Source organism: Allohahella sp. A8 (assembly GCF_047946665.1).
GTDB lineage: Bacteria > Pseudomonadota > Gammaproteobacteria > Pseudomonadales > Oleiphilaceae > Allohahella.
The window spans coordinates 4,253,383-4,273,926 of the sequence record NZ_CP172312.1; the positions used below are offsets into that span (position 1 = coordinate 4,253,383).

18 protein-coding genes are annotated in these 20,544 nt (G+C 56.0%); 10 read left to right on the plus strand and 8 right to left on the minus strand.

The features are described from left to right. Nucleotides 1–36: 36 nt before the first annotated feature. Together ACH3PB_RS19055 and ACH3PB_RS19060 are read left to right on the plus strand one after the other, a co-directional pair. Nucleotides 37–1,116 carry a polyamine ABC transporter substrate-binding protein gene (locus ACH3PB_RS19055; protein WP_416397049.1) on the plus strand — a complete coding sequence of 360 codons (1,080 nt, stop codon included), beginning with the start codon at nt 37–39 and terminating at the stop codon, nt 1,114–1,116. Beyond that, nucleotides 1,103–3,511, plus strand: a complete 2,409-nt coding sequence (locus ACH3PB_RS19060) for a putative bifunctional diguanylate cyclase/phosphodiesterase (protein ID WP_416397050.1) — start codon at nt 1,103–1,105, stop codon at nt 3,509–3,511. Before ACH3PB_RS19055 ends, ACH3PB_RS19060 begins: the two co-directional genes overlap by 14 nt. On the opposite strand, the gene ACH3PB_RS19065 is transcribed toward ACH3PB_RS19060, so the two are convergent. Further along, on the minus strand, nt 3,477–4,652 hold the full coding sequence (locus tag ACH3PB_RS19065; RefSeq protein ID WP_416397051.1) for a GNAT family N-acetyltransferase/peptidase C39 family protein: 1,176 nt from the start codon (nt 4,650–4,652) through the stop codon (nt 3,477–3,479). The two genes, ACH3PB_RS19060 and ACH3PB_RS19065, sit on opposite strands and share 35 nt — an antisense overlap. A 151-nt stretch (nt 4,653–4,803) precedes the next feature. Between ACH3PB_RS19065 and ACH3PB_RS19070 the strand changes: the two genes are divergently transcribed. Further along, complete coding sequence (locus ACH3PB_RS19070) at nt 4,804–6,330, plus strand: RimK family protein (protein WP_416397052.1); 1,527 nt, start codon at nt 4,804–4,806, stop codon at nt 6,328–6,330. 219 nt (nt 6,331–6,549) lie between these two features. Continuing rightward, on the plus strand, nt 6,550–6,990 hold the full coding sequence (locus ACH3PB_RS19075) for an Rrf2 family transcriptional regulator (protein WP_416397053.1): 441 nt from the start codon (nt 6,550–6,552) through the stop codon (nt 6,988–6,990). A gap of 65 nt (nt 6,991–7,055) precedes the next feature. Here the strand turns inward: ACH3PB_RS19075 and ACH3PB_RS19080 are convergent, their stop codons facing one another. From ACH3PB_RS19080 to ACH3PB_RS19090, 3 genes are all read right to left on the minus strand, one after another. Then, nucleotides 7,056–7,640: a superoxide dismutase gene (locus ACH3PB_RS19080; protein WP_416397054.1), complete on the minus strand. Its 585-nt coding sequence runs from the start codon at nt 7,638–7,640 to the stop codon at nt 7,056–7,058. Between the two features lie 178 nt (nt 7,641–7,818). Beyond that, nucleotides 7,819–7,992: an alternative ribosome rescue factor ArfA gene (arfA, locus tag ACH3PB_RS19085; protein ID WP_416397055.1), complete on the minus strand. Its 174-nt coding sequence runs from the start codon at nt 7,990–7,992 to the stop codon at nt 7,819–7,821. A 45-nt stretch (nt 7,993–8,037) separates the two neighbouring features. Beyond that, nucleotides 8,038–8,235, minus strand: a complete 198-nt coding sequence (locus ACH3PB_RS19090; protein ID WP_416397056.1) for a metal ABC transporter solute-binding protein, Zn/Mn family — start codon at nt 8,233–8,235, stop codon at nt 8,038–8,040. Nucleotides 8,236–8,454: 219 nt separating this feature from the next. Between ACH3PB_RS19090 and ACH3PB_RS19095 the strand changes: the two genes are divergently transcribed. Beyond that, entirely contained in the window at nt 8,455–9,147 is a 693-nt protein-coding gene (locus ACH3PB_RS19095) for a DUF2796 domain-containing protein (protein WP_416397057.1), read from the plus strand. 54 nt (nt 9,148–9,201) lie between these two features. Here the strand turns inward: ACH3PB_RS19095 and ACH3PB_RS19100 are convergent, their stop codons facing one another. Next, complete coding sequence (locus ACH3PB_RS19100; RefSeq protein ID WP_416397058.1) at nt 9,202–9,879, minus strand: DUF3299 domain-containing protein; 678 nt, start codon at nt 9,877–9,879, stop codon at nt 9,202–9,204. Nucleotides 9,880–9,942: 63 nt separating this feature from the next. Here ACH3PB_RS19100 and ACH3PB_RS19105 point away from each other — a divergent pair, with 63 nt between their 5' ends. Genes ACH3PB_RS19105 through ACH3PB_RS19120 form a run of 4 tightly spaced genes read left to right on the plus strand, consistent with a single transcriptional unit; the run spans nt 9,943 to nt 13,416 of the window. Further along, nucleotides 9,943–10,647: an ABC transporter ATP-binding protein gene (locus ACH3PB_RS19105; RefSeq protein WP_416397060.1), complete on the plus strand. Its 705-nt coding sequence runs from the start codon at nt 9,943–9,945 to the stop codon at nt 10,645–10,647. Continuing rightward, nucleotides 10,637–11,893 carry an ABC transporter permease gene (locus ACH3PB_RS19110; RefSeq protein ID WP_416397061.1) on the plus strand — a complete coding sequence of 419 codons (1,257 nt, stop codon included), beginning with the start codon at nt 10,637–10,639 and terminating at the stop codon, nt 11,891–11,893. Before ACH3PB_RS19105 ends, ACH3PB_RS19110 begins: the two co-directional genes overlap by 11 nt. 22 nt (nt 11,894–11,915) lie before the next feature. Further along, on the plus strand, nt 11,916–12,389 hold the full coding sequence (locus ACH3PB_RS19115; RefSeq protein ID WP_416397062.1) for a Fur family transcriptional regulator: 474 nt from the start codon (nt 11,916–11,918) through the stop codon (nt 12,387–12,389). Then, nucleotides 12,382–13,416, plus strand: a complete 1,035-nt coding sequence (locus ACH3PB_RS19120) for a CobW family GTP-binding protein (protein WP_416397063.1) — start codon at nt 12,382–12,384, stop codon at nt 13,414–13,416. Before ACH3PB_RS19115 ends, ACH3PB_RS19120 begins: the two co-directional genes overlap by 8 nt. Nucleotides 13,417–13,454: 38 nt before the next feature. On the opposite strand, the gene ACH3PB_RS19125 is transcribed toward ACH3PB_RS19120, so the two are convergent. From ACH3PB_RS19125 to ACH3PB_RS19135, 3 genes are all read right to left on the minus strand, one after another. Continuing rightward, nucleotides 13,455–14,627 carry a serine hydrolase domain-containing protein gene (locus ACH3PB_RS19125; RefSeq protein WP_416397065.1) on the minus strand — a complete coding sequence of 391 codons (1,173 nt, stop codon included), beginning with the start codon at nt 14,625–14,627 and terminating at the stop codon, nt 13,455–13,457. Further along, on the minus strand, nt 14,627–16,957 hold the full coding sequence (locus tag ACH3PB_RS19130) for an EAL domain-containing protein (protein ID WP_416397066.1): 2,331 nt from the start codon (nt 16,955–16,957) through the stop codon (nt 14,627–14,629). The genes ACH3PB_RS19125 and ACH3PB_RS19130 overlap by 1 nt, the downstream gene beginning before the upstream one ends. Before the next feature lie 136 nt (nt 16,958–17,093). Further along, complete coding sequence (locus ACH3PB_RS19135; protein WP_416397067.1) at nt 17,094–19,388, minus strand: EAL domain-containing protein; 2,295 nt, start codon at nt 19,386–19,388, stop codon at nt 17,094–17,096. Between the two features lie 252 nt (nt 19,389–19,640). Between ACH3PB_RS19135 and ACH3PB_RS19140 the strand changes: the two genes are divergently transcribed. Next, a complete protein-coding gene (locus tag ACH3PB_RS19140) occupies nt 19,641–20,492 on the plus strand; it encodes an SDR family oxidoreductase (RefSeq protein WP_416397068.1) in 852 nt (283 codons plus the stop codon). Nucleotides 20,493–20,544 lie beyond the last annotated feature (52 nt).

A 20,544-nucleotide genomic window follows, 5' to 3' on the forward strand; every position in this document is an offset into this window, starting at 1 on the left:
GGCAACTGCTCAAGCTGAAGCTGCCAGGAAAGTCCCATGAAACTTCGCCGCCCGCTCATTGTACGGACTCCCCTAGCTACCATCGTGGTTTCAGGCATGCTCGCGCTGGTGAGCATGCTGGCGAACAGCGCAGACACGCTTCGCATCCTGACCTGGGAAGACTTCATCGCGCCTGCACTCATCGAGGCCTGGACGCGTGAAACTGGCAGCGCCGTCAAACTCGCCTATTTCGACAGCGACGAAGAGCGTGACAGCATCATTGCCGAGGGCAAGGCAAAATTCGACCTGGTGGTCGTAGATGGACTCTCATCGCTGGCCTTCGGCAAACGCGATCTGTTCGCCGAAATCACTGTAGAGCATGCGCCCAATCTCAGGCATATCGATCCCAGATTTACCCCTGACTGCAGGGCCGGCACCGGAGTGCCCTATCTATGGGGAACCGTAGGGCTGGTGTACCGCAGCGACAAGCTTGCGAAGCCGGATTCGTGGAGCGCGCTGATGACGCCCGAGAAGTCGCTCAAGGGCCACATTGGCATGATTGACGACTACGCCGATACGTTCATTCCTCCCCTTGTGCTGCTGGGAGAGGACATCAACGCAGATGAACCGGAGGTGCTCAGAAAGGCATTCGAAATGCTGAAGGCACAACTTCCGTCCGTACTGACCTACGACTACCCCGTCACATTTCTGCAAACCGAGGAGGGAGAGAAACTCTATCTGGCTATGGGGTACAACGGTGACCAGCATATTCTGAATGACTACAGCAAAGCGGGTACATGGGCATATACTGTCCCTAAAGAAGGCACTGCCACTTGGGTGGATTGTATGGCGATTCCACAGAACAGTGAGTCACCAGCGTTGGCGAGACGCTTCATCGACTTCATCAATGAGCCTGCAAATGCAGCGATGAATGCCGAGGCGCTCGGTATCGCGACGGCCAATCTTGCCGCCAAGGCACTCATTTCTCCCGAGTTGGTTGAAGATCCGTCGGTCTATCCACCCGTCGATGTCAATGGATCTAGCGGGTTGCAGGGCTACCGTTCGATCGGTCGCGACAACCTCAACCTGCGAAATCGGATAACTCGCGCCCTCGTCAAGTTACATGAAGCTCAGTAGGCGCGCTTTCATCGTTATCATTCCGGTGCTGGCCGTCGGCTATGCTATCGGTCTCTTCTCGGTTTATCTGGAGCAGCGGGACCGCCTGCTGCGAAGCGAACAGACAGGCATCGACAACGCGCTCACGATTCTGGTAGCCGAGCTGGATGGGTATGCTCACTTTCAGGAAGTCTTCGTAACATCGCTGAAGAAGTCCGATCCGCTCAAGACCTTCCTGGTCGAACAGGATGCCTCCTATCGCGCCTTCACCCTTGGCACCAGCATCGAAACCAGTCTCCGGGAAGTGGAACAGTTCCACAGTGACTATCTGACCCTGGCGCTGCTCGACAGTACTGGTGAACTGCTGTACTACCTGGAGAACAGCGGCGATCCGTTCTCCTCGGTATCTGACCGTGCCTTGGTCGCGGCGTCAAACCAGCTCCATAGTGGCGAGTCTGCCGGGTGGGCCTTATGGCAAAGCGATGAAGGCAACTATCGGCTGGCATTCATGAGTCTGATTGATGCAGAGACTCTCCTCACGCCCAAGAAAGCCTCACGGCGCGAATCTGTTCTTGTTGTCCAGAGTGTCGTCGAGCCCAGTTCTTTCCAGCGTCAGGCCGAAGCGGTCCAGGCACGCTATGACGCTACGCTCACGTTCAGCCGAGCGGAGACCGGATTCGAGAACCCAGAGAAGGGCAAGGGTGCCGGTGAATTCCAACTTCGGGCCAGCCGTGCAAGCTCGACTGGTCTCCAGTGGCAGCTGGTCGCCAGCCAGGCCTATATCGAGAAGCGGCTGGTGTCCATCAAGCGACCGCTGGCGCTGAGCCTCGTTGGTCTGGTGCTGTTTTCCGGCTTCACGATTCTTTTGCTGATTCGGCGGTATATCACAGGTCCGATTGCCGAGTTGGACCAGAACCTCGAAAATGTAATTGAGGGCAGGGAGACCACCATTCGGGCAGATGAGTCAGCGCAGGATGAAATTGCGCATATCGCCCGCATGTTTCGCAAGCTGTATGGAGAGCTGTCACTCGCTTATGCGCACAGCAAGGCCATGGCCGAAACCGACCAGCTCACCAGACTGCATAACCTGACCTACCTCAATCACCACGGCCAGGCCATGATGAATGCTGCACAGGCCCAAGGCCTGTCGCTCGGGCTGATGTATGTGGACCTGGACAATTTCAAGTTCGTCAACGACAGGTTCGGACATGATACAGGTGATGAGCTCCTGGTGAGTCTGGCCAAATCTTTTCAGGCCTTGCTCGAGCGCTATCGGGGGCAGACGCCGCTGGCACCGATACTATTCCGCATCGCCGGCGACGAGTTTGGCATCATGATGGCGCAAAGCGCAGTTGAACCGGATGCCTGTCATAAACTGGCGACAGAGATCGTGTCGCTGTTCAGCACCGGCTACCGACTTGGCAAAACCTTGTTACCGATTTCCGCAAGCATAGGCATTGCCGAGTGCCCAGCGGATGGCGTCCAGCTCACCCAACTCATGAGCTGCGCCGACTCGGCGATGTATCAGGCGAAGTCGCTCGGCAAGAACCAGCTGGCCCACTTTTCTCGCGATATCGCGGCCAAGGCCAACCGGGAGCGTGATATCGAACATGCGCTCAAGGCCGTCGATTGTGACACAGAGTTCTTCCTTGTGTTCATGCCGATCATTGCTGTCGCCACTGGCACTGCGAACGCGGTAGAGGTCTTGCTGCGCTGGAATTCGTCACGCCTGGGTCCGGTAGGACCTGCCGAGTTCGTTCCTATCGCCGAGGCGACCGGGCTGTTCGAGAAGATCGACCGCTGGGTGGTCTCCGAGTCGCTGCGTCTTTACCGCAACGTGTCAGCAGAGCTTGGTGATGATGTGAAGTTGTCGATCAACCTGTCCTCAGCCCAGCTCTGCAATAAAGACCTTGCGGAGCAGATCATTTTATCGGCACGTCAGTACGATGTAGAACCAGCAATGATTCAGCTGGAAATGACGGAAACAATAGGCATCGATTTCAGCGATCAGATGCAGCATACCTTGCAGACACTGCGAACGGCTGGATTCGGTGTCGCCATCGATGACTTTGGTGCGGGCTATACTTCACTGGCGCAGCTGGTCGAATATCCGGTGGACGTGGTCAAGCTGGACCGGCTGTTTATCACCAGGATGATGGATGCAGGCAAGTCCTCCATGCTGCCGCCGCTCATCGATCTCTGTCACCTGCAGAATATTGAGGTAACGGCGGAAGGCGTCGAGAACGAAGCTCAGCTCCGCATGCTGATAGATTCAGGCTGCGACGCACTTCAGGGGTACTACTTCGGCCAGCCTGTGCCACTGTCGCGGCTGCAAGCGGCCTCAGAGCAGTGGCGGATCAAGGCTGCCGGAGCACGTCGGCTCAATCTGCCCGGCAAAGGAGCACAGCGGCTCTAAGCGCCTTGGTGCCGAACTGGGACATCTTCTCGAAACGCTTACGATGTATCGGTAGATGTTGGCTGTCCAGTACCGTCTGATGCTCCAATGGGTCGACGTCTGGATCGTGGATATAGACAAAATCCTCATCCAGTGCCGTAACGGTTACCCAGTGCGGCGTTTTACATTTGTCGAAATGATAGGTGCTAATGAGCACCAGCGGCACCACGCCGTTTCTGAGCGCATCTTCGATATCCGCAAGTTTCAGCGGGCGCTCGTGCACGGGGATGTCGAATTCCTTGATCTTGCTTATGAAGCCATCATGGACCAGCTTCAGAATCCGCTTTTTCTCCTCGCGACGGACACCCTCCATGAATAGTGGACCGCTGTTGTTGACGAACACTTCTGCACGCAAACCCCTTTTTACTGCAGCCAATGCGAGTCCATGCGGACCACAACCACCATGGCCGGCTGTCATGAAAATCGTAGTGGCTTCGCGCCAGATTTCGAGTTCCTCATGTACCGCAAACTGAAAATGATCGCGCAGGAAAGCCAACGCCATCATCAGTGAGGCCGGTCCGCAACTGAAATCCATGGTCTGCGGGTAATAGGGAATGTTCAACATCAGGTCGGACTGCGGCACCACGCGCAGCAGTTTCTGATATCGCAGGGCCGGCTGATGGTCTTCGTAGTAATCATCCAGGACACCGAAGTGCCGATACTCGTGCTTCTTGTACAGCGCGATGGCTGCCGCATTGTCTTCACTGACTTCCAGCCGCATTGCGATGCAGTGTCGTTCGACAGCCACAGCCTCTGCAGCATTCAGGAGGCGGCTTGCAATGCCTCGGCCGGCAAAGCGCTTATCCACTGCAATCGAGTAGATTCTGGCCAGATTGGAACCCTTGTGAAACAGCGTAAGCACGTAGGCAGCTACTGCTTCACCTTCGGTCGTATCAACCGTCGCCACTTGCAGGGAGGCCGTCTCACTATCAAGGAAGCGCCTGAAGCTGCGCCGGCTGAGCTTGTCATGATCGAAACTGCTGTTTTCAAGTTCGAGCAGGACCGGCAGATCGTTGGCTGTGGCAACCCGTATGCGGATTCCGTCTTTGTTTTCAACGAGCTGGCTTTGTGACCTGCTGGCCGTAGCCACTGAATGGTGCATGTAGACATCGCCGGAGATTGAGTTGGTTTAACCATCCAGAAGATTCATGGACAGATCAATGATTATAGGCAAAACTGAAGCAACATGCAGGACGCTCGCCTCATCAAGACGCGCCGTCCCGGCTTTTCGTTCCACCCGACAGACACATTCTATGTCTCAGTTATTCATCGTTGTTGAAAAGCTCAGTGACTGGTCGCCTTACTATCCCAGTGAGGACGTCATCACCTTCGACACCTATCTGAACCTGTCGGAAGCCTCTGCGATGGCTGCCAGTGGTGATGACAGGCGAGCCGCCATGGCCGGGCGCACGCGCGTGGTCAACCTATGCCGCAGCTACAAGTATCTCAGCCGCGGGTACTATTGCTCGCTACTGGCCGAAGCCAGAGGGCATCATGTCATACCTTCAGTGAAGACGCTTAATGCGCTGGAGCGAAAAGCTGTCTTTACGCTGTCGTTCGATTTTGAAGAGCTTGATCTCGACCAGGCCCTGCTAACGCTGAAAGCGGATACGACCCAGGAGGCGTCAAAGCGCAAACTGGTGGTCCGAAGCTATTTTGGCGTAACCAACCTGCCAGAATTCAAGACGCTCGGCGAAATCATCTTCGAGCAGTTTCCCTGCCCGCTGGTCGACATCGAACTGAAGTACAAGAATGGCTGGATGTTGTCGGCAGTGAAGCCAATGCGACTTACGCATCTGGACGATGAAGACGAAACCGCCTTTGCGTCCTCATTCGATGCCTTTACCAAGAAGCTTTGGCGTAAACCCAAGGCTCGCAAACAGTTCCGCTATGACATGGCCGTGCTGATCAACCCTGATGAGAAGATGCCGCCAAGCGATGCGCAGGCGATGAAGCGACTGCACAAAGTCGCCAAACAGAAGGGCATTGCCATCGACTTCATTGGCCCGCGTGATCTGAACAGGGTGCCGGAGTACGACATGCTGTTTATCCGGGAAACCACGGCCATCAACCATCACACCTTCCGCTTTGCGAAAAAGGCTGAGGCCGAAGGCGTGATAGTCATGGACGATAGTGCGTCGATCATGCGTTGTACCAACAAGGTATTCCTGGCAGACCTGTTGCATCACCACAAGGTGCCTACGCCGAAGACCCTCATCCTCAGCAAGGGCCATCATGCTCAGTTGAAGTCAGCGGCCGAGACACTGGGCTTTCCGATGGTGCTGAAAATTCCGGACGGCTCGTTTTCTCGCGGGGTGATGAAGGCGGAGAACCATGAGCAGCTGGAAGAGAAGTCGGAGGTGCTGTTCAAGCAGTCCGCGTTGCTGCTGGCGCAGGAGTTCATGTACACCGATTACGACTGGCGTATTGGCGTGCTCAACGGCAAGCCCATCTATGCCTGCAAGTACTTCATGGCCCGTGACCATTGGCAGATCTACAAGCACGAGGGTAGCTCTACCGCTACCGGTGCCTGGGATACCATGGCCATTCATGAGGTGCCGAAGGCGGTCGTACAGGCCGCGGTCAAGGCTGCCAATCTGATCGGCAGAGGCCTCTACGGGGTCGATGTGAAGCAGTCCGGTAGTCGGGTGGCGATTATCGAGGTCAATGACAACCCGAGCCTCGAATCAGGGGTGGAGGATAAATTTCTCGGTCACGAGCTCTACGGCATCATCCTCGATGAATTCATTCGCCGTGCAGAGCTGAAGCACGCAAGCTAAGCTGATTTTTGAGCTCCGGACGCCGTCGCAGACTATCGAGCAGTTTCTGCGGCAGGTCGTTCCAGGCTCGATGCGGCAACAAAAAATAACTTCAACTGGTTCTATATGAACGCGTATGATGTACCGCTGGAAATAGCAGTAATATTCCTGAATTCGAGACCGCGCAGTCCTGCAACTGCAGTCTGAAAACGTCTTCGAATTTGCCACGGCGGTGTTCGAATGCGTATTACCCGATATACAGATTATTCACTTCGGGTTCTTGTCTATCTGGCGGTAAAGCCTGGTCGGCTGGCCACCATTCAGGAAATAGCAGAAAGCTATAACATTTCCCGCAACCATCTCATGAAGGTCGTCCACCAGCTTACCCGAGCAGGCTATGTCACCAGTATCCGTGGCAAGAATGGCGGCTTGCGACTCGGCCGTGCTGCAAGTGACATCAATATTGGTGCGCTGATGCGTGAAACGGAGCCGGACATGGGTCTGGTTGAATGTTTTCGGACGGACAACCAGTGCTGTATAACCCCGGCCTGCGGCTTGAAATACATGTTGGCAGAGGCGCTTCAGAATTTTCTCGAGACGCTCGATAAGTACACCCTGCAGGATGTGCTGCCAGGCGAGTCAGCTCATACGCTTATCGACCTGCTGCAAATTGCAGACTGACCTGTCCCCCCACTGTCCAGGCAAAAAAAACGCACCAGATGGTGCGTTTTTTAATCTGAAAGTTATCAGCCAGCGAAGTTGCTGTTGACGAATTCCCAGTTGACCAGGTTCCAGTACGCTTCGAGGTACTTTGGTCGCGCATTGCGGTAGTCGATGTAGTACGCATGCTCCCACACGTCGCAGGTCAGCAGCGCTTTCTGCGAGCTGTCAGTAACCGGCGTTTCAGCATCATCAGTGTTGACGATGGCAACACTGCCGTCAGACTTCTTCACCAGCCAGGTCCAGCCTGAAGCGAAGTTGCCGATGGCGCTGGCAGTAAACTCTTCTTTGAACTTGTCGAACGAGCCGAATGCCTTGTTGATGGCTTCAGCGATCGCGCCAGTCGGTGCGCCGCCGCCATTTGGGCTCAGGCAATGCCAGTAGAAGGTGTGGTTCCAGACCTGGGCAGCTTGGTTGAAAAGGCCACCTGAAGAAGACTTGATGATTTCTTCGAGGCTCTTGTCCGCCTTGTCAGTGCCTTCGATCAGGCTGTTCAGCTTGTCGACATAAGCCTTGTGATGCTTATCGTGATGATACTCCAGCGTCTCGGCAGAGATATGTGGCTCGAGCGCGTTCTTTTCGTAAGGAAGTTCTGGTAGTTGAAAAGCCATGGTTGATCACCTTGTTCCTGTGTTTTTCTGAATTAACAGTTCGCCCCTGAGGCGTTTGCGACACAGGGCACGAGTGTTTCCTTTTAAAACTTCGAGGTTGATACGACTAAGTGGGGATAGCAGATGGAAATTTCAAGTGGCTTCAGCCCAGGTGGCTGAAGTCTGGTCAGAAACAAGCTCAGGCAGCTTGCTTTTGACCAGACTCCAGTCCTTTGTTCTGATGCTTGTTCTTCCGCTTGTAACTACCCTTGCCAACCTTGGCTCTGGCGATGCGCTGTCTGAACAGTGGTGAGGTGACCAGCGCCGCTTCGGCATTGTGGCGAATTTCGCCGCGTTTGTGATCGTGTTTCATAAGCTGCCCTTGAATGGCTGAAGTGTGAGCAAGCAGTATATCAATTCACTTCGAACTTTTCTCCTGTTGCTGTAGCGCGTCAACGATCGTCGACACGTTGTCGGTCATCATTTTCAGGTAAGTGCCCGCCGGTTCATCAGGACCAGAAAGCGCATCGGAGTACAAAGTCCCACCAATTCTGGCGTCGGTTTCACGGGCAATCTGGCGAATCAGGCGTTCGTCCGAAATGTTGCCGACGAACACCGCTTGTATATCGCCCCTGTTCTATCTCGGTGAAAAATTCACGATCAATCACCTGATAGGTTTTTCACTGATTTGCGCTGGCGCGTTCTTATTTTCAGGGGCCGATCCGTTAGGCCGCTGTCATCAGACCGCTATCGCCCAAGGTAAGTCGCACAACTAATGTTATGATGCTTTATAACATTGGTGTACGCTAGCACTTTGCTTTTCCAGGAGACAGATATGTTCAAACAGAATCGATTGAAGTCAGCACTTTCGGTAGCCCTGGCATCGGCCAGCCTGATCCTGGCTGCACCGGCCATGGCGGAGTCAAAGCATCATGACGACGAACATCGCCAGCACGGCAAGCATGAGCATGGCGCAGCCAGCATGAATATCGCGCTGGACGGCAAGCAGCTTATTGTCGAGCTCGATTCACCCGCCATGAATATCCTGGGTTTCGAGCACGCTGCAGACACGCCGGAGGACAAGGCCGTGGCAGCCGACATGTGGAAGCGACTCCAGCATCCGAATGGGGTGGTGAGCCTTGATGGGGGTGACTGTACGGTTGCGGAGTCAAAGGTCGAAATGCCTCAGTTCGACGAGGCCGATCCAGAGGAGCAGCACGCGCTGCTGGATAGTGATCACAAGAGTGATAAAGAGCTGAAGCACGAGGCAAAGCACAAGGACGAGCATCATGGTGACGATGAGCACCATGCTGATCATCATGAGAAGAAGCACAAGGCGGATACCCACTCGGATATCAAGGCGAACTACGCATTCGAGTGTGCGAACCCTGAGGCGCTCGAGTCAATTCAGGTCAAGGTGTTCGACACCTTCCCCAACTTCGAGGCAGTCGAGACGCAATGGATCATCAACGGCCGCCAGGGCAGTAAGCATCTTAAGGCGGGAGAGAGTACGATCGCTGTAAAATGAGCTGGATGGGTCGGGGGAAGGACGGGGAGGCGCTGGTCCTCCCCGTGTGAGCACTTACTCAGCCGGTTCTTCGACGGGCTCTTCGATAGGCTCTTCAGTGTACGGAATGATGTTGGCCACTTTTATCGTGTAGGTGGAGGTGGCGATGTCATTGGTGACGAGTGAGGTCTCCATGGTGCCTTCCAGCCAGAAGGCGTCGTACAGCGATTCCAGCTTGAAGCCCTTCGGGAAGGTCGCGTAGATGATCTGGTTAGGCGGAGGTGGCGGCGTGTGGATACAGGCGCCGAAATATGGCACCAGGAAGAAGGTCGTGACGGTCTGATCGTCAGTCGATTCGATTGGGACGATGAAGCCCGGTACTTTCACCTTCGCACCGTCGAACTCCTTCTTGAACTTCGATGACTTCAGGGCCGCCTGATAACGCTGGGCCTTCAGCTCCTCTTCAGTGAGCTTGGGTGCATCCTTGTCAGCGTTTTCGGCGCCAGAAATCGGACTCGACTTAGGCTGCTCGAGCTTATCCATGGTGTCGGCTTCCGAACCATCAGGGATATTCATGATCCATTCCGGAGGATTCATCAGCGCCTCGAGATCATCTTCGGGAATCAGCTCGATCCATTCGATCATTCTGTATTCAGGATCGCCTTTGGCGGCAAGCGCGGGGCCCATCTGCACGAGACCAAGCAGGAGAAGCAGACAGACCGTCTGCAGACTGCATTTTTTTGCTCTGTTCATGTAGGAATCCATGCGGTTAACAGCTTATGATATACTGCAACATTCTAGGCGAGGGCTACAGGCTTGGCTATTGAAATCTCCAACCTTACTTTTTCGTATACCCGCTCAGAAGCGCAAAGTGTGCTCAGTATACCGGCCTGGACGGTCGAAGAGGGCGAACACGTCTTCCTTTACGGCCCTTCAGGCTCAGGGAAATCAACCTTGCTCAATATACTGGCTGGCATATTGCAGCCGACGCAGGGCGAAGTGCGCCTGCTCGACGAAGCCTTCAGCAGCTTGTCGGCGCGCAGGCGCGATGAGTTTCGCGCGCGGCATATTGGCGTCGTATTCCAGCAGTTCAATCTTGTTCCCTACCTGAGCGTACTCGACAACATCCTGCTGGCGGCCCACTTTGGCGAGCGCAAGACAGCATCCGGCAAACGAACCTCGGCTGACGTTCAGGGCCGCGCAGAGAACCTGCTGGCGCGGCTCGCACTGAATACCTCGTTATTGCATCAACGGGCCGACGCGCTGAGCGTTGGTCAGCAACAGCGTGTTGCGATCGTCCGCGCGCTTATCAATGATCCTGAGCTCGTTATTGCCGACGAGCCGACCTCTGCGCTCGACAGCGACGCCCGTGATCAATTCATCGACCTGCTGCTCGAGTGCATGGGTGAGGGCCGCCGGACCTTGGTATTCGTTAGTCATGACCGCTCGCTGGCCGCACACTTTTCGGCCTCGGTCGATCTTCAGTCACTGAACCAGAAGGCGCACATCAATGCTGCTTAAAGTCGCCTTCAAGAGCCTGTTGAACAGAAAGGCCACAGTCATCCTCACTGTCCTGTCCATCCTCGTGAGTGGCTTCGTTATCTTCGGCGTCGAGCATATCCGCCAGGAAGCCAAGTCCAGCTTCAGCCGCACGGTTTCCGGTACGGACCTTATCGTCGGTGCTCGCACAGGACAGCTTAACCTCTTGTTGTATTCCGTCTTTCACATCGGCAATGCCACCAACAATATTTCCTGGGAGTCATATCAGGAGCTTGCAGATCGGCCGCAAGTCGCCTGGACCATCCCGCTGTCGCTCGGTGATTCTCACAAGGGCTATAGGGTGCTGGGAACGACGCAGGACTACTACGAACATTTTCGCTTCGGCCGACAGCAGCCACTGGAGCTCGCTGAGGGTGAGTCGCAGATGGATGTGTTTGGTGCGGTGCTCGGCGCGGAAGTAGCCAGCAAGCTGGGCTATGAGATCGGCGACCCCATCGTGCTCGCCCATGGCACCGGCAAGGTCAGCTTCAGCAATCATACCGACAAGCCTTTCAAGGTGATCGGCATCCTCGAGCCTACCGGCACGCCGGTGGATCAGACGGTACATGTCAGTCTCAAAGGCATCGAAGCCATCCACATCGACTGGCGCAATGGTGTGAAAATGCCGGGGCCTGGCATTTCGGCCAAGGCAGTTGCAGAGCGCGATCTCACGCCAAAGGCCATCACCGCCTTTATGGTCGGCCTCAAGTCGAAGATCGCGACTTTTGGTTTCCAGCGGGAGGTCAACGATTACCGACAGGAGCCACTGATGGCCATTCTTCCGGGTGTCGCGCTGTCGGAGCTCTGGCAGATGATGGGTGCGCTGGAAAATATTCTCATGGTGATCTCGGGCCTGGTCCTGGTCGCGTCACTGCTTGGTATGTGTACGATGCTGCTGGCATCGATGCGCGAACGTCAGCGTGAGTTGGCAGTCATCCGGGCCGTGGGGGCGCATCCGTCCTTCGTATTTCTGATGATCGAAATTGAAGCGCTGATGCTCACAGCTGCGGGTATCGCCGGTGCAATCACTGCGCTGTGGCTCACGCTGATATCAGCACAGGATCTATTCAGCGAGCGCTATGGGCTCTTCATCGATGTAGATTTCATGTCGACCCGCGTGTTGATTATTATCGGCATCATGTTGGGGGCAACGGCCATACTCGCGCTGATACCGGGCCTCAGTGCCTACAGGGCCTCACTCAATCAGGGGCTGGTCGTCAAGACATGAACCTCACAGTCGGAGCGACAGCATGAAGCGCAATATCGCCAGAGCCATCGACTCAGCGGAAGCCTCCTGCAATCGGGCGGGCGTGCGGCTCACGGAAAAACGCAAGAACGTGCTGAAGACACTGCTCAGCGCAGGCGGGGCACTCTCAGCCTACGACATCGTGGACGTGTACAAGGCCGAGTTCAATGAATCCATCCCAGTCATGTCCGTGTACCGCATGCTGGATGTGCTGGCCCAGGAGAACCTGGTGCACAAGTTGGCGACGGTGAACAAGTATGTCGCCTGTTCGCATATCAGCTGCGACCACAGTCATGAGATTCCTCAGTTTCTCATCTGTGACAACTGCGAAACCGTGCGTGAGCTGGGCGTTCGGAAGGAGATTATCGCGGCGCTCAACGACAGCGTCTCAAAAGCAGGCTTCACGCTTACGAGCCAGCAAATGGAGCTGCACGGCCGCTGCGACGACTGTCTGCAGGTAGTGGATCACCATGTCTGAGCTTCGGGCCATCCCTACCAATGTCATCACCGGCTTCCTCGGTGTGGGCAAGACGACCGCGATTCTGCATCTGCTGAAAAACCGCCCGCAGGGCGAACGCTGGGCCGTGCTGGTGAACGAGTTCGGTAAAGTCGGCATCGACGGCGCTCTGCTGAACAGCCATGGTAGCAAGACTGAAGCTGGTGAGGCCGGCGAGATCTTCGTTCGTGAGGTGCCCGGCGGCTGCATGTGCTGCACCAACGGGCTTCCCATGCAGGTGGCACTCAACCAGCTCATCATGAAAGCGCGGCCCGACCGTCTGTTGATCGAGCCGACCGGGCTTGGCCATCCTGCCGAAATTATCGAGGTGATCACCGGTCCTCACTACCGCCAGGTTCTGGCGCTTCAGGCCGTGATCACACTGGTGGATGCGCGAACTATTCATGACTCACGCTATACCGGCAGTGATACCTTCAATCAGCAGATCGAGGTGGCGGATATGGTCGTGGCGAGCAAGGCCGACCTGGCCAGTTTTGAAGACATCACTGCGCTGCAGCACTACCTCGATGAGCAATACGCGCAGGCTGGCACCGTCCACATGATTACTAATGGACAGCTCGATCAGGACTGGCTCAAGCAGCCTCACAAAGGCGCTGCAGTGGCTGCTGGTGAGCACGATGCAGGCGGCGAGAGTGCTCACCAGCATGCCATTGTCGATACTCTGCAGCCGCCGCCTGAAGGTAGGGAATTCTTGCGCTTCGACAACGCCAAAGATGGCTTCAGAAGCCTTGGCTGGGTGTTCGGGCCAGACACTGTATTCGATCAGGATGCGCTGGTGGTATGGCTGTCAGGGCTCGACGGCGTGCGTTTCAAGGGCGTGTTCATCACCAACGATGGCATCTTTGCCTACAACTTTGCGGGGGACGGGCTATCCCGTTTCGAAGTCGATGAGGCGGTGGATAGCCGCGTCGAATTCATCGCTGAAGCCGAAACCAGTGGGCTCGAGACGCTTGAACCTCAATTGCTAGCCTGTCGGCTGACGGGCTGACCGTCAGCCGCGGGCGGGTCGGGGCAGGGTGGTGCTGATCAGGAGCGGCTCCCGAGATAGATATCTTCGATAGCTTGACTGATCTGCTCACGATCCACATCCGATCGGTTGCAGAAAATGAAGTAGGCGAAATCCTCACGGAGGTAACGCTTGTAGATCGAGCGATACGCTGCCCATGAGCCTCTGTGGTATACGCTGGGGCCATAGGTGTCGTTATCCTTGACGTAGAGCCCGAACGCGTAGCCCGCGCCGTCCGGCTTGTCGTTTTCGAGATCAGCCTGCCGGGAAACCAGCAGGTCGCGAAAGGCTTGCGGGTCAGGCCCAATAGTTGGCTTGCGGAACTGCTCGTCCCAGAGCAGGAACTCGTTCAGCGAGGTCACAAGCGCATTGGCGCCTACCCAGTCGAGATTCGTCTCGCTGCGTTCGAATGCACTACCATCCGGGCTTTTCTCAAGTGGTGAATAAGCCGTTGCGCGATCCGGAATGACTTCATCGGCGTTATCACTGATGAAACTGCGACGCATGCCCGCAGGGACCAGCAGTTTGCGGGCTATATACTGCCTCAGCGGCTCATCCGTAACGCGTTCGATCACTCTGCCCAGCCAGAAATAGCTCATGTTGCTGTATGTGAAACGCTCACCTGGATCGGACATGGGTGCCGTCAGTCTACTCAGCTCATAAAGTTCGTCCGGCGTCAGGTAATCACCGGTGCCAAACGTCACTGGTTCACCTGTGATGCCTTTTACATGGGGCTGAAGGCTCTCTTCGAAACCAGCGAATCCTGCGGTGTGGGTGAGGAAAAATCGTAGTGGGATTTGCCGCGTTCGGGGGTGAAGATTTGGCAGGTAGCGCCCGATGGGCGCATCGAGATCGACCAGACCATCCTCAGCGGCCAGTGCCAGCGCAGCCGCCGTAAACTGCTTGGACAGCGAAGCCACTCTGAACATCGAGTCAGCGTTCAGGGGGACACTATGGTCGAGACTGGCATGGCCATAGGCTGCTTTGTGGACCACCTTGCCTTCATCCACCACTGCAACCGCACAGCCGGGCTGCCTGCCCTGGGTATAGGCATCGAACAGGACATTGACCTGGCGTGACTCCTGACTAAAGCCGGGGCTGCTATCGACTACAGAGGGGCTTTCCTGAGTCGACCCGCAGCCGACCAGCGTGAGTGCGAAACTACAGATAAGCGGGAGAAACCGTAATCGCATTAACGTGAGTCATCCATAACCGTAAGGGCCCGCTCGAATTCGGCAGCCGGCAGAGGCTGACCGTATAGAAAGCCCTGAAAGCCACCGCAACCCATGTTGAGGAGCATCGCTCTGTTGGCATCGCTTTCGACCCCTTCCGCTATCACCCGGATACCCATACTGTCTCCCAAGGCTATGATGGTACGGGCAATGATGACATCACTAGCCTCGTCACGCATCTCCTGAATAAAGCTTCGGTCTATCTTGAGCTGTTCAATCGGAAGCGTCTTCAGGTACTCCAGCGAAGACTGACCTTTTCCGAAATGGTCCAGGGAGAACATGACCCCACGGGCTTCCAAAGCCTGCATCTTCGCCAGGGAACTGTCGCTTACATGCAGCAGCATGGTCTCCGAGAGTTCAAGCTTGAGACGGTCTGGTCTGGCACCTGTTGCGTCAAGAATTTCGCTGACGGTATCAGCGAAATCAGGTTGATGGAACTGTTGGGGGGAGATATTCACTGCCATGGTCAGATGCGCCAGTTCCGGGCGTGTTGCCCACCTGGCCAACTGCTCACACGCCGTTTGCAGAACCCATTGGCCCAGGGGCAGGCTCAGCTGGCATTCTTCCGCCAGGGGCAGGAAGTCTGCTGGCAGCATCAGCCCCTTTGCCGGATGGCGCCAGCGCAGGAGCGCTTCAGCACCATCGGGCTCATTGTCGGCATCGACCTGAACCTGGTAGTACAGCACGAGATCATGGTCGCGAAGGGCCTGGCGGAGGTGGCTCCCCATTTCAGCCCGTGCCTTCACTGCTGTATCCATCGCAGGATCAAAAAATACGATGGTGTTGCCACCAAGCGCCTTGGCCCGATACATCGACATGTCTGCCTGCTTGAGCAATTGATCGACCGGCCAATCCTCATCGAAGAACAATGTGACCCCTATGCTCGAGCTGCACTGGTGACGGATATCTGCTTTGTCACCAAGCCTGAAGGGCTCATGCAGCTGCTGTCCGATCTTTTCCGCCAGCTTTTCGGTGAGTGCCGCCGCAGCACGCTTCCTTGGCCCCAGGCTCTCGAGGATCACCACAAACTCATCGCCACCCCAGCGTGAGATGGTATCGCTGTCACGAACGCACTGTCTGATGCGCCTGGCGGCTTCCTGCAGCAGCATGTCGCCAACATAGTGGCCGGCTGAATCGTTCAGCTGCTTGAAATTGTCCAGATCGATGAACAATAGCGCGCCATAACTTTCCAGACGCTTGCCAGCCTGCCGCGCGTGCTCCAGGCGGTCTCTGAGCAGCCGCCTGTTGGGCAGCCGCGTGAGGGCGTCGTAAAAAGCCAGCGTGTTGATCTGTTGTTCCAGCTGCTTTCGAGCAGTGATATCGCGGATCATGCACAGAAACTGACTACGGTGCCCGCGACGAAAATCCGAGAAGACGAATTCAACGTCGATTGCGCTGCGATCCTTCTTGCACGCCCGCGTCTCCTGCCGGAAGCCAACAATGTCGCTGATCCAGGCGCTACCGGGAACCCGTTGCTGAGTCTGCCCAGGCTCTTGCAGCGGACGAAAGGGGAAATCAGGCATAAGGGCCTTGAGATCTTTACCAAGAAGCTCATGGCGCGTAAAACCAAACATGTCTACGGCGGCGCGATTCAGCGACTCAATTTTGCCCGCCGGATCGACGAGAATCATGCTGTCAATGATCTGATCGAGAATGGTCTGAACTCTTTCCTTTTCGCTTTCCAGCGATGTCTTGCGCCAGCGCGCAGTCAATCCCGACCGACGATCGACCGGCGCACGCCGTACCCGCTTGATTTCTTTGGCAGCGGATAAGGCTATCTCATCCTCGACACTGTTGGCGAAATCCCTCAGCGCCCATCGCTCCTCGACTGACAGCCGTCGTGGCGCAGAGTCGAAGAGACAGAAGGTTCCAAGCTTGTGACCTGAGGTGGAGGTAATTGAGGCTGCTGCATAGAAACGTATGAAAGGAGTACCGACAACCAAAGGATTGTCGAAAAAGCGCTCATCTTCGAGGGTGTCGACGACTTCGAAAATATCATCGGTAAGAATGGCGTGGCCGCAGAAGGTGATATCGCGGTCGGTTTCACACACTGCCATCCCCTGCCTGGACTTTGACCAGGCCCGATCGGCATCGAGCAGTGAGATGAGCACGGTTTCGACGCCGAAAAGCTGTCTCGCAAGTCGCGTCAGGCGGTCAAAGCGTTCCTCGCTGGGCGAGTCCAGCAGTCCTGAAGCGCGTAAGGCTGCGAGCCGCTGAAGTTCATCATCAGGTTTTGCGGGCTTCTGCATACGACCGGGCTCCCGGCCCTCGATTTCGTTGACTGGTTCCATAGCCTCTCGAGAGATACTTTTCGCAAGGCTGTGGGCATTGACCGAAATCGATCTGGCCGCCCGCGATTATAGAGGGCACAGCCTTGGCTTGGCTATCAACCAATTCAATAACTTAGTTGATAAATCACTGATGAAATCATAAAGATGGATTGATACTTGTGCGGCCTCCCGGAGATTGCATCAAGGCCCTCTCGAACTCGGCGGCTGGCATGGGGGAGCCATAAAGAAACCCCTGGTAGGCCTGGCAGCCAATGCCAGCCAGGATGTCCTGATGCGCTCGTGTTTCTACGCCTTCAGCAATTACCTTGTAGCCAAGATTGTCTGCGAGAGCGATGATGGCCCGGCTCAGGCTGACGTCGCTGTGCGCATCAGCCAGTTCATGCACAAGTAGTCTGTCGATCTTGAGTTGTTCAATTGGCAGTTGCTTGAGGTGGGCTGGCGCTGAATAACCTGCGCCATAATGATCCAGCGCGAACTGAATGCCGCGGCTTTCAAGCGCTATCATTTTGCGGCGAATGGCTGGTATCTCTGCCTCATGCATGGGCTCGGAAATTTCGAGTTTCAGCCGCCGGGCATTGGCCCCGGTCGAATCCAGGGCGGTGTTGACGATATCTTCAAAATTCGGATCAGAGATCTGTGAAGGGCTGATATTGATGGACAAGGTGAGATGGGCAAGGTGTGGTTGATCAGCCCACAGTGCCAGCTGAGTACAGGCGCTCTGCAGCACCCACTGCCCCAAGGGCAGGATGAGATGGCTCTTCTCCGCGAGAGGCAGAAAGCTGGCCGGGAGTACGATGCCCATCTCGGGATGTTGCCAGCGCAACAGTGCCTCGGCGCCTGTCGGGCGATCGTCAGCATCCACCTGTACCTGGTAGAAAAGTGTGAAATTCTGCTGCTGCAGTGCCTCTCGCAGTTGCTGTTCCATTTCGGAGCGAGCCTTCACCGCTGCATCCATGGCTGGGTCGAAGAATACGGTCCGGTTGCCGCCCGCGGCTTTGGCCTGGTACATCGCAAGATCGGCCTGCTTGAGTAGTTCTTCCAGCGGTTTCTCTTCGTCAAAGAACAACACCGCACCGGTGCTAGGGCTGGAGCAATACGATACTTCTCCGAACTCACCCAGTTCATAAGGCTTATTCAGCTGGCAGCGTATCTTCTCGCTCATCATTTCTGTAAACGCGGCCGCAGAGGCGGGATCCTCACCGAGGTTTTCCAGCACGACAACGAATTCGTCACCACCCCACCTGGAAACAGTATCGCTGTCTCGCACACAGCTCTTGATCCGATCTGCCGCCTTCTGTAGCAACATGTCGCCGGTGTGATGCCCGGCCGTGTCATTCAGCTTCTTGAACTGGTCAAGGTCGATGAACAATAGCGCGCCGTGACTATTCAGACGCCTGTTGGCCACGCGGGCATGCTCCAGCCGATCGTGCAGCAGGCGGCGGTTCGGCAATTGCGTGAGCGTGTCGTAGAAGGCAAAACTGTTGATCTGCTGCTCGTGTGCTTTGCGAGCGGATATATCACGCAGCATGCAGATATATTGGTGGTGGTGCCCCCGCCTGTACTCGGAAACGACTAGCTCGGTATCCAGTGACTGACCAGCACGGGTCTGCGCGCAGACCTCGCGTCGAAACCCGATGTTGCGGCCGATCCAATGCTCAGCCTCTTTACCTGCAGGTGTGGTATCAGTAGACGGCGTGTTTGGCAGGAGCAGACCGATGCTCTTGCCTATCAGCTCGTCCCGTCTGAAGCCGAACATCTGAATGGCCGCACGATTTGCCGAGTCGATCCTGCCGTCCGGCTCGATTATGAGGATGCCATCGACAATGTGATCGAGCACAGCCTGTACCCGCGCACTCTGAACCCCACCGCCCTGGGCACTGACACGACTCGTCACAGGCGCTCGTCTGTCTATCGGTGAGCGGGGTACTTTGATTCGTACCAGGTTGCTGGTCGCTCTGATTTCATTCTCGACGCTGGCCGCGAAATCTCGCAGTGCAGTCCGCTCTTCAGGCTTGAGTGTGCGTGGATTCGGGTCAAAGATGCAGAAGGTCCCAAGCTTGAAACCCGAGGCGGTCTGAACCGGTTTCGCGGCATAGAAACGAATATATGGGGGGCCAGTAACAAGCGGATTATCCTTGAAGCGCTCATCCTGCAGGGTATCCGGAATTTCAAAGATTTCGTCGTCGAGGATAGCGTGCCCGCAGAGTGATATATCGCGGCTCGTTTCGCAGACATTCGCGCCCTCTTTGGACTTGAACCACTGACGCTGTTCATCCAGCAGAGAGATGAGTACGGTTTCCACCTGGAACAGTTGCCTGGCCAGCCTGGTCAGGCGGTCAAATCGCTCTTCTGCGGGAGAGTCCAGGAGACCGGAGGCTCGAAGTGCAGCTAATCGCTGCAGTTCATTTTCAGGCCTAACGGGGGCTTTCATCTGTGGCACTCCAACCTGGCTTGGGTGGTGGAGGCAAGCATGATCGCACTCCACAGCTATCCCTGGACCGACCCCTGAGGGCCGGGCTGCGACCGAAAGCGCACTGATCGATATTAAATATTAAACCATCCATAGATTGCGGGCCAGTCAATGAAAGCGGAGCTGGCAGCGAGTTCAAAGGCATAAAGTCGATCCGGAATCCTCGTACGTACCGCAGAAAACCGCACATCAAAACGGAAAAGGAGAGTGGACATGGCACTACAGCAGAAGGAATTACATGAAGACGGACTCCCTGGACACGAGAGCCATCTCGAGCCGAAACCAGAGTGGGAGCCACGCTACCGTGGCTCTGACAGGCTCAAGGGGAAAGTGGCGATCATAACGGGCGCTGACAGCGGCATTGGCCGGGCAGTAGCAGCGCTGTATGCGAGGGAAGGCGCTGATCTGGCTATCGTGTACCTGAAGGAAACCGACGATGCCAAGAAAACAGCCGCTATTGTCGAGCAGGAGGGTCGCCAGGCCTTGACGCTCGAAGGGGACCTGGGCGATCCGGAGTTCTGTAAAACCGTAGCCAGCAAGACCATGGAGAAGTTCGGCAAGATTGATATCCTGGTCAATAACGCTGGCGAACAGCATCCGGACAAGAAAATAGAAAGCATTTCCGAGCAACAGCTCAGGAGAACATTCCAGACCAATATCTTTTCGATGTTCTTCCTGACGCAGGCGGTTCGGCCACACCTGAAAAAGGGCGCGGCCATCGTCAACTGTACCTCGGTAACCATGTACAAGGGGAGCCCGGAACTACTCGACTATTCGGCGACCAAGGGTGCGATAACCGCATTTACCAGGTCGCTGTCGGAAAACCTCATCGGTGAGGGCATTCGTGTCAATGCTGTGGCGCCGGGACCGATATGGACGCCGCTGAATCCTTGTGGAGGTGCCAGCGAAGAGAAACTGGAACACTTTGGCGAAGGCACGCCAATAGGCAGGCCTGGTCAACCGAATGAGGTGGCGCCGAGCTTCCTGTTCCTGGCCTGTGAGGACTCCAGTTACATGTCTGGACAGGTCATGCACCCGAATGGGGGCGTCGTGGTAGGCAGCTGAGTGCAGGGCCGGGGACTTCGCTCTCCCGGCCTTCTGGGGCACAAAGGCGCAG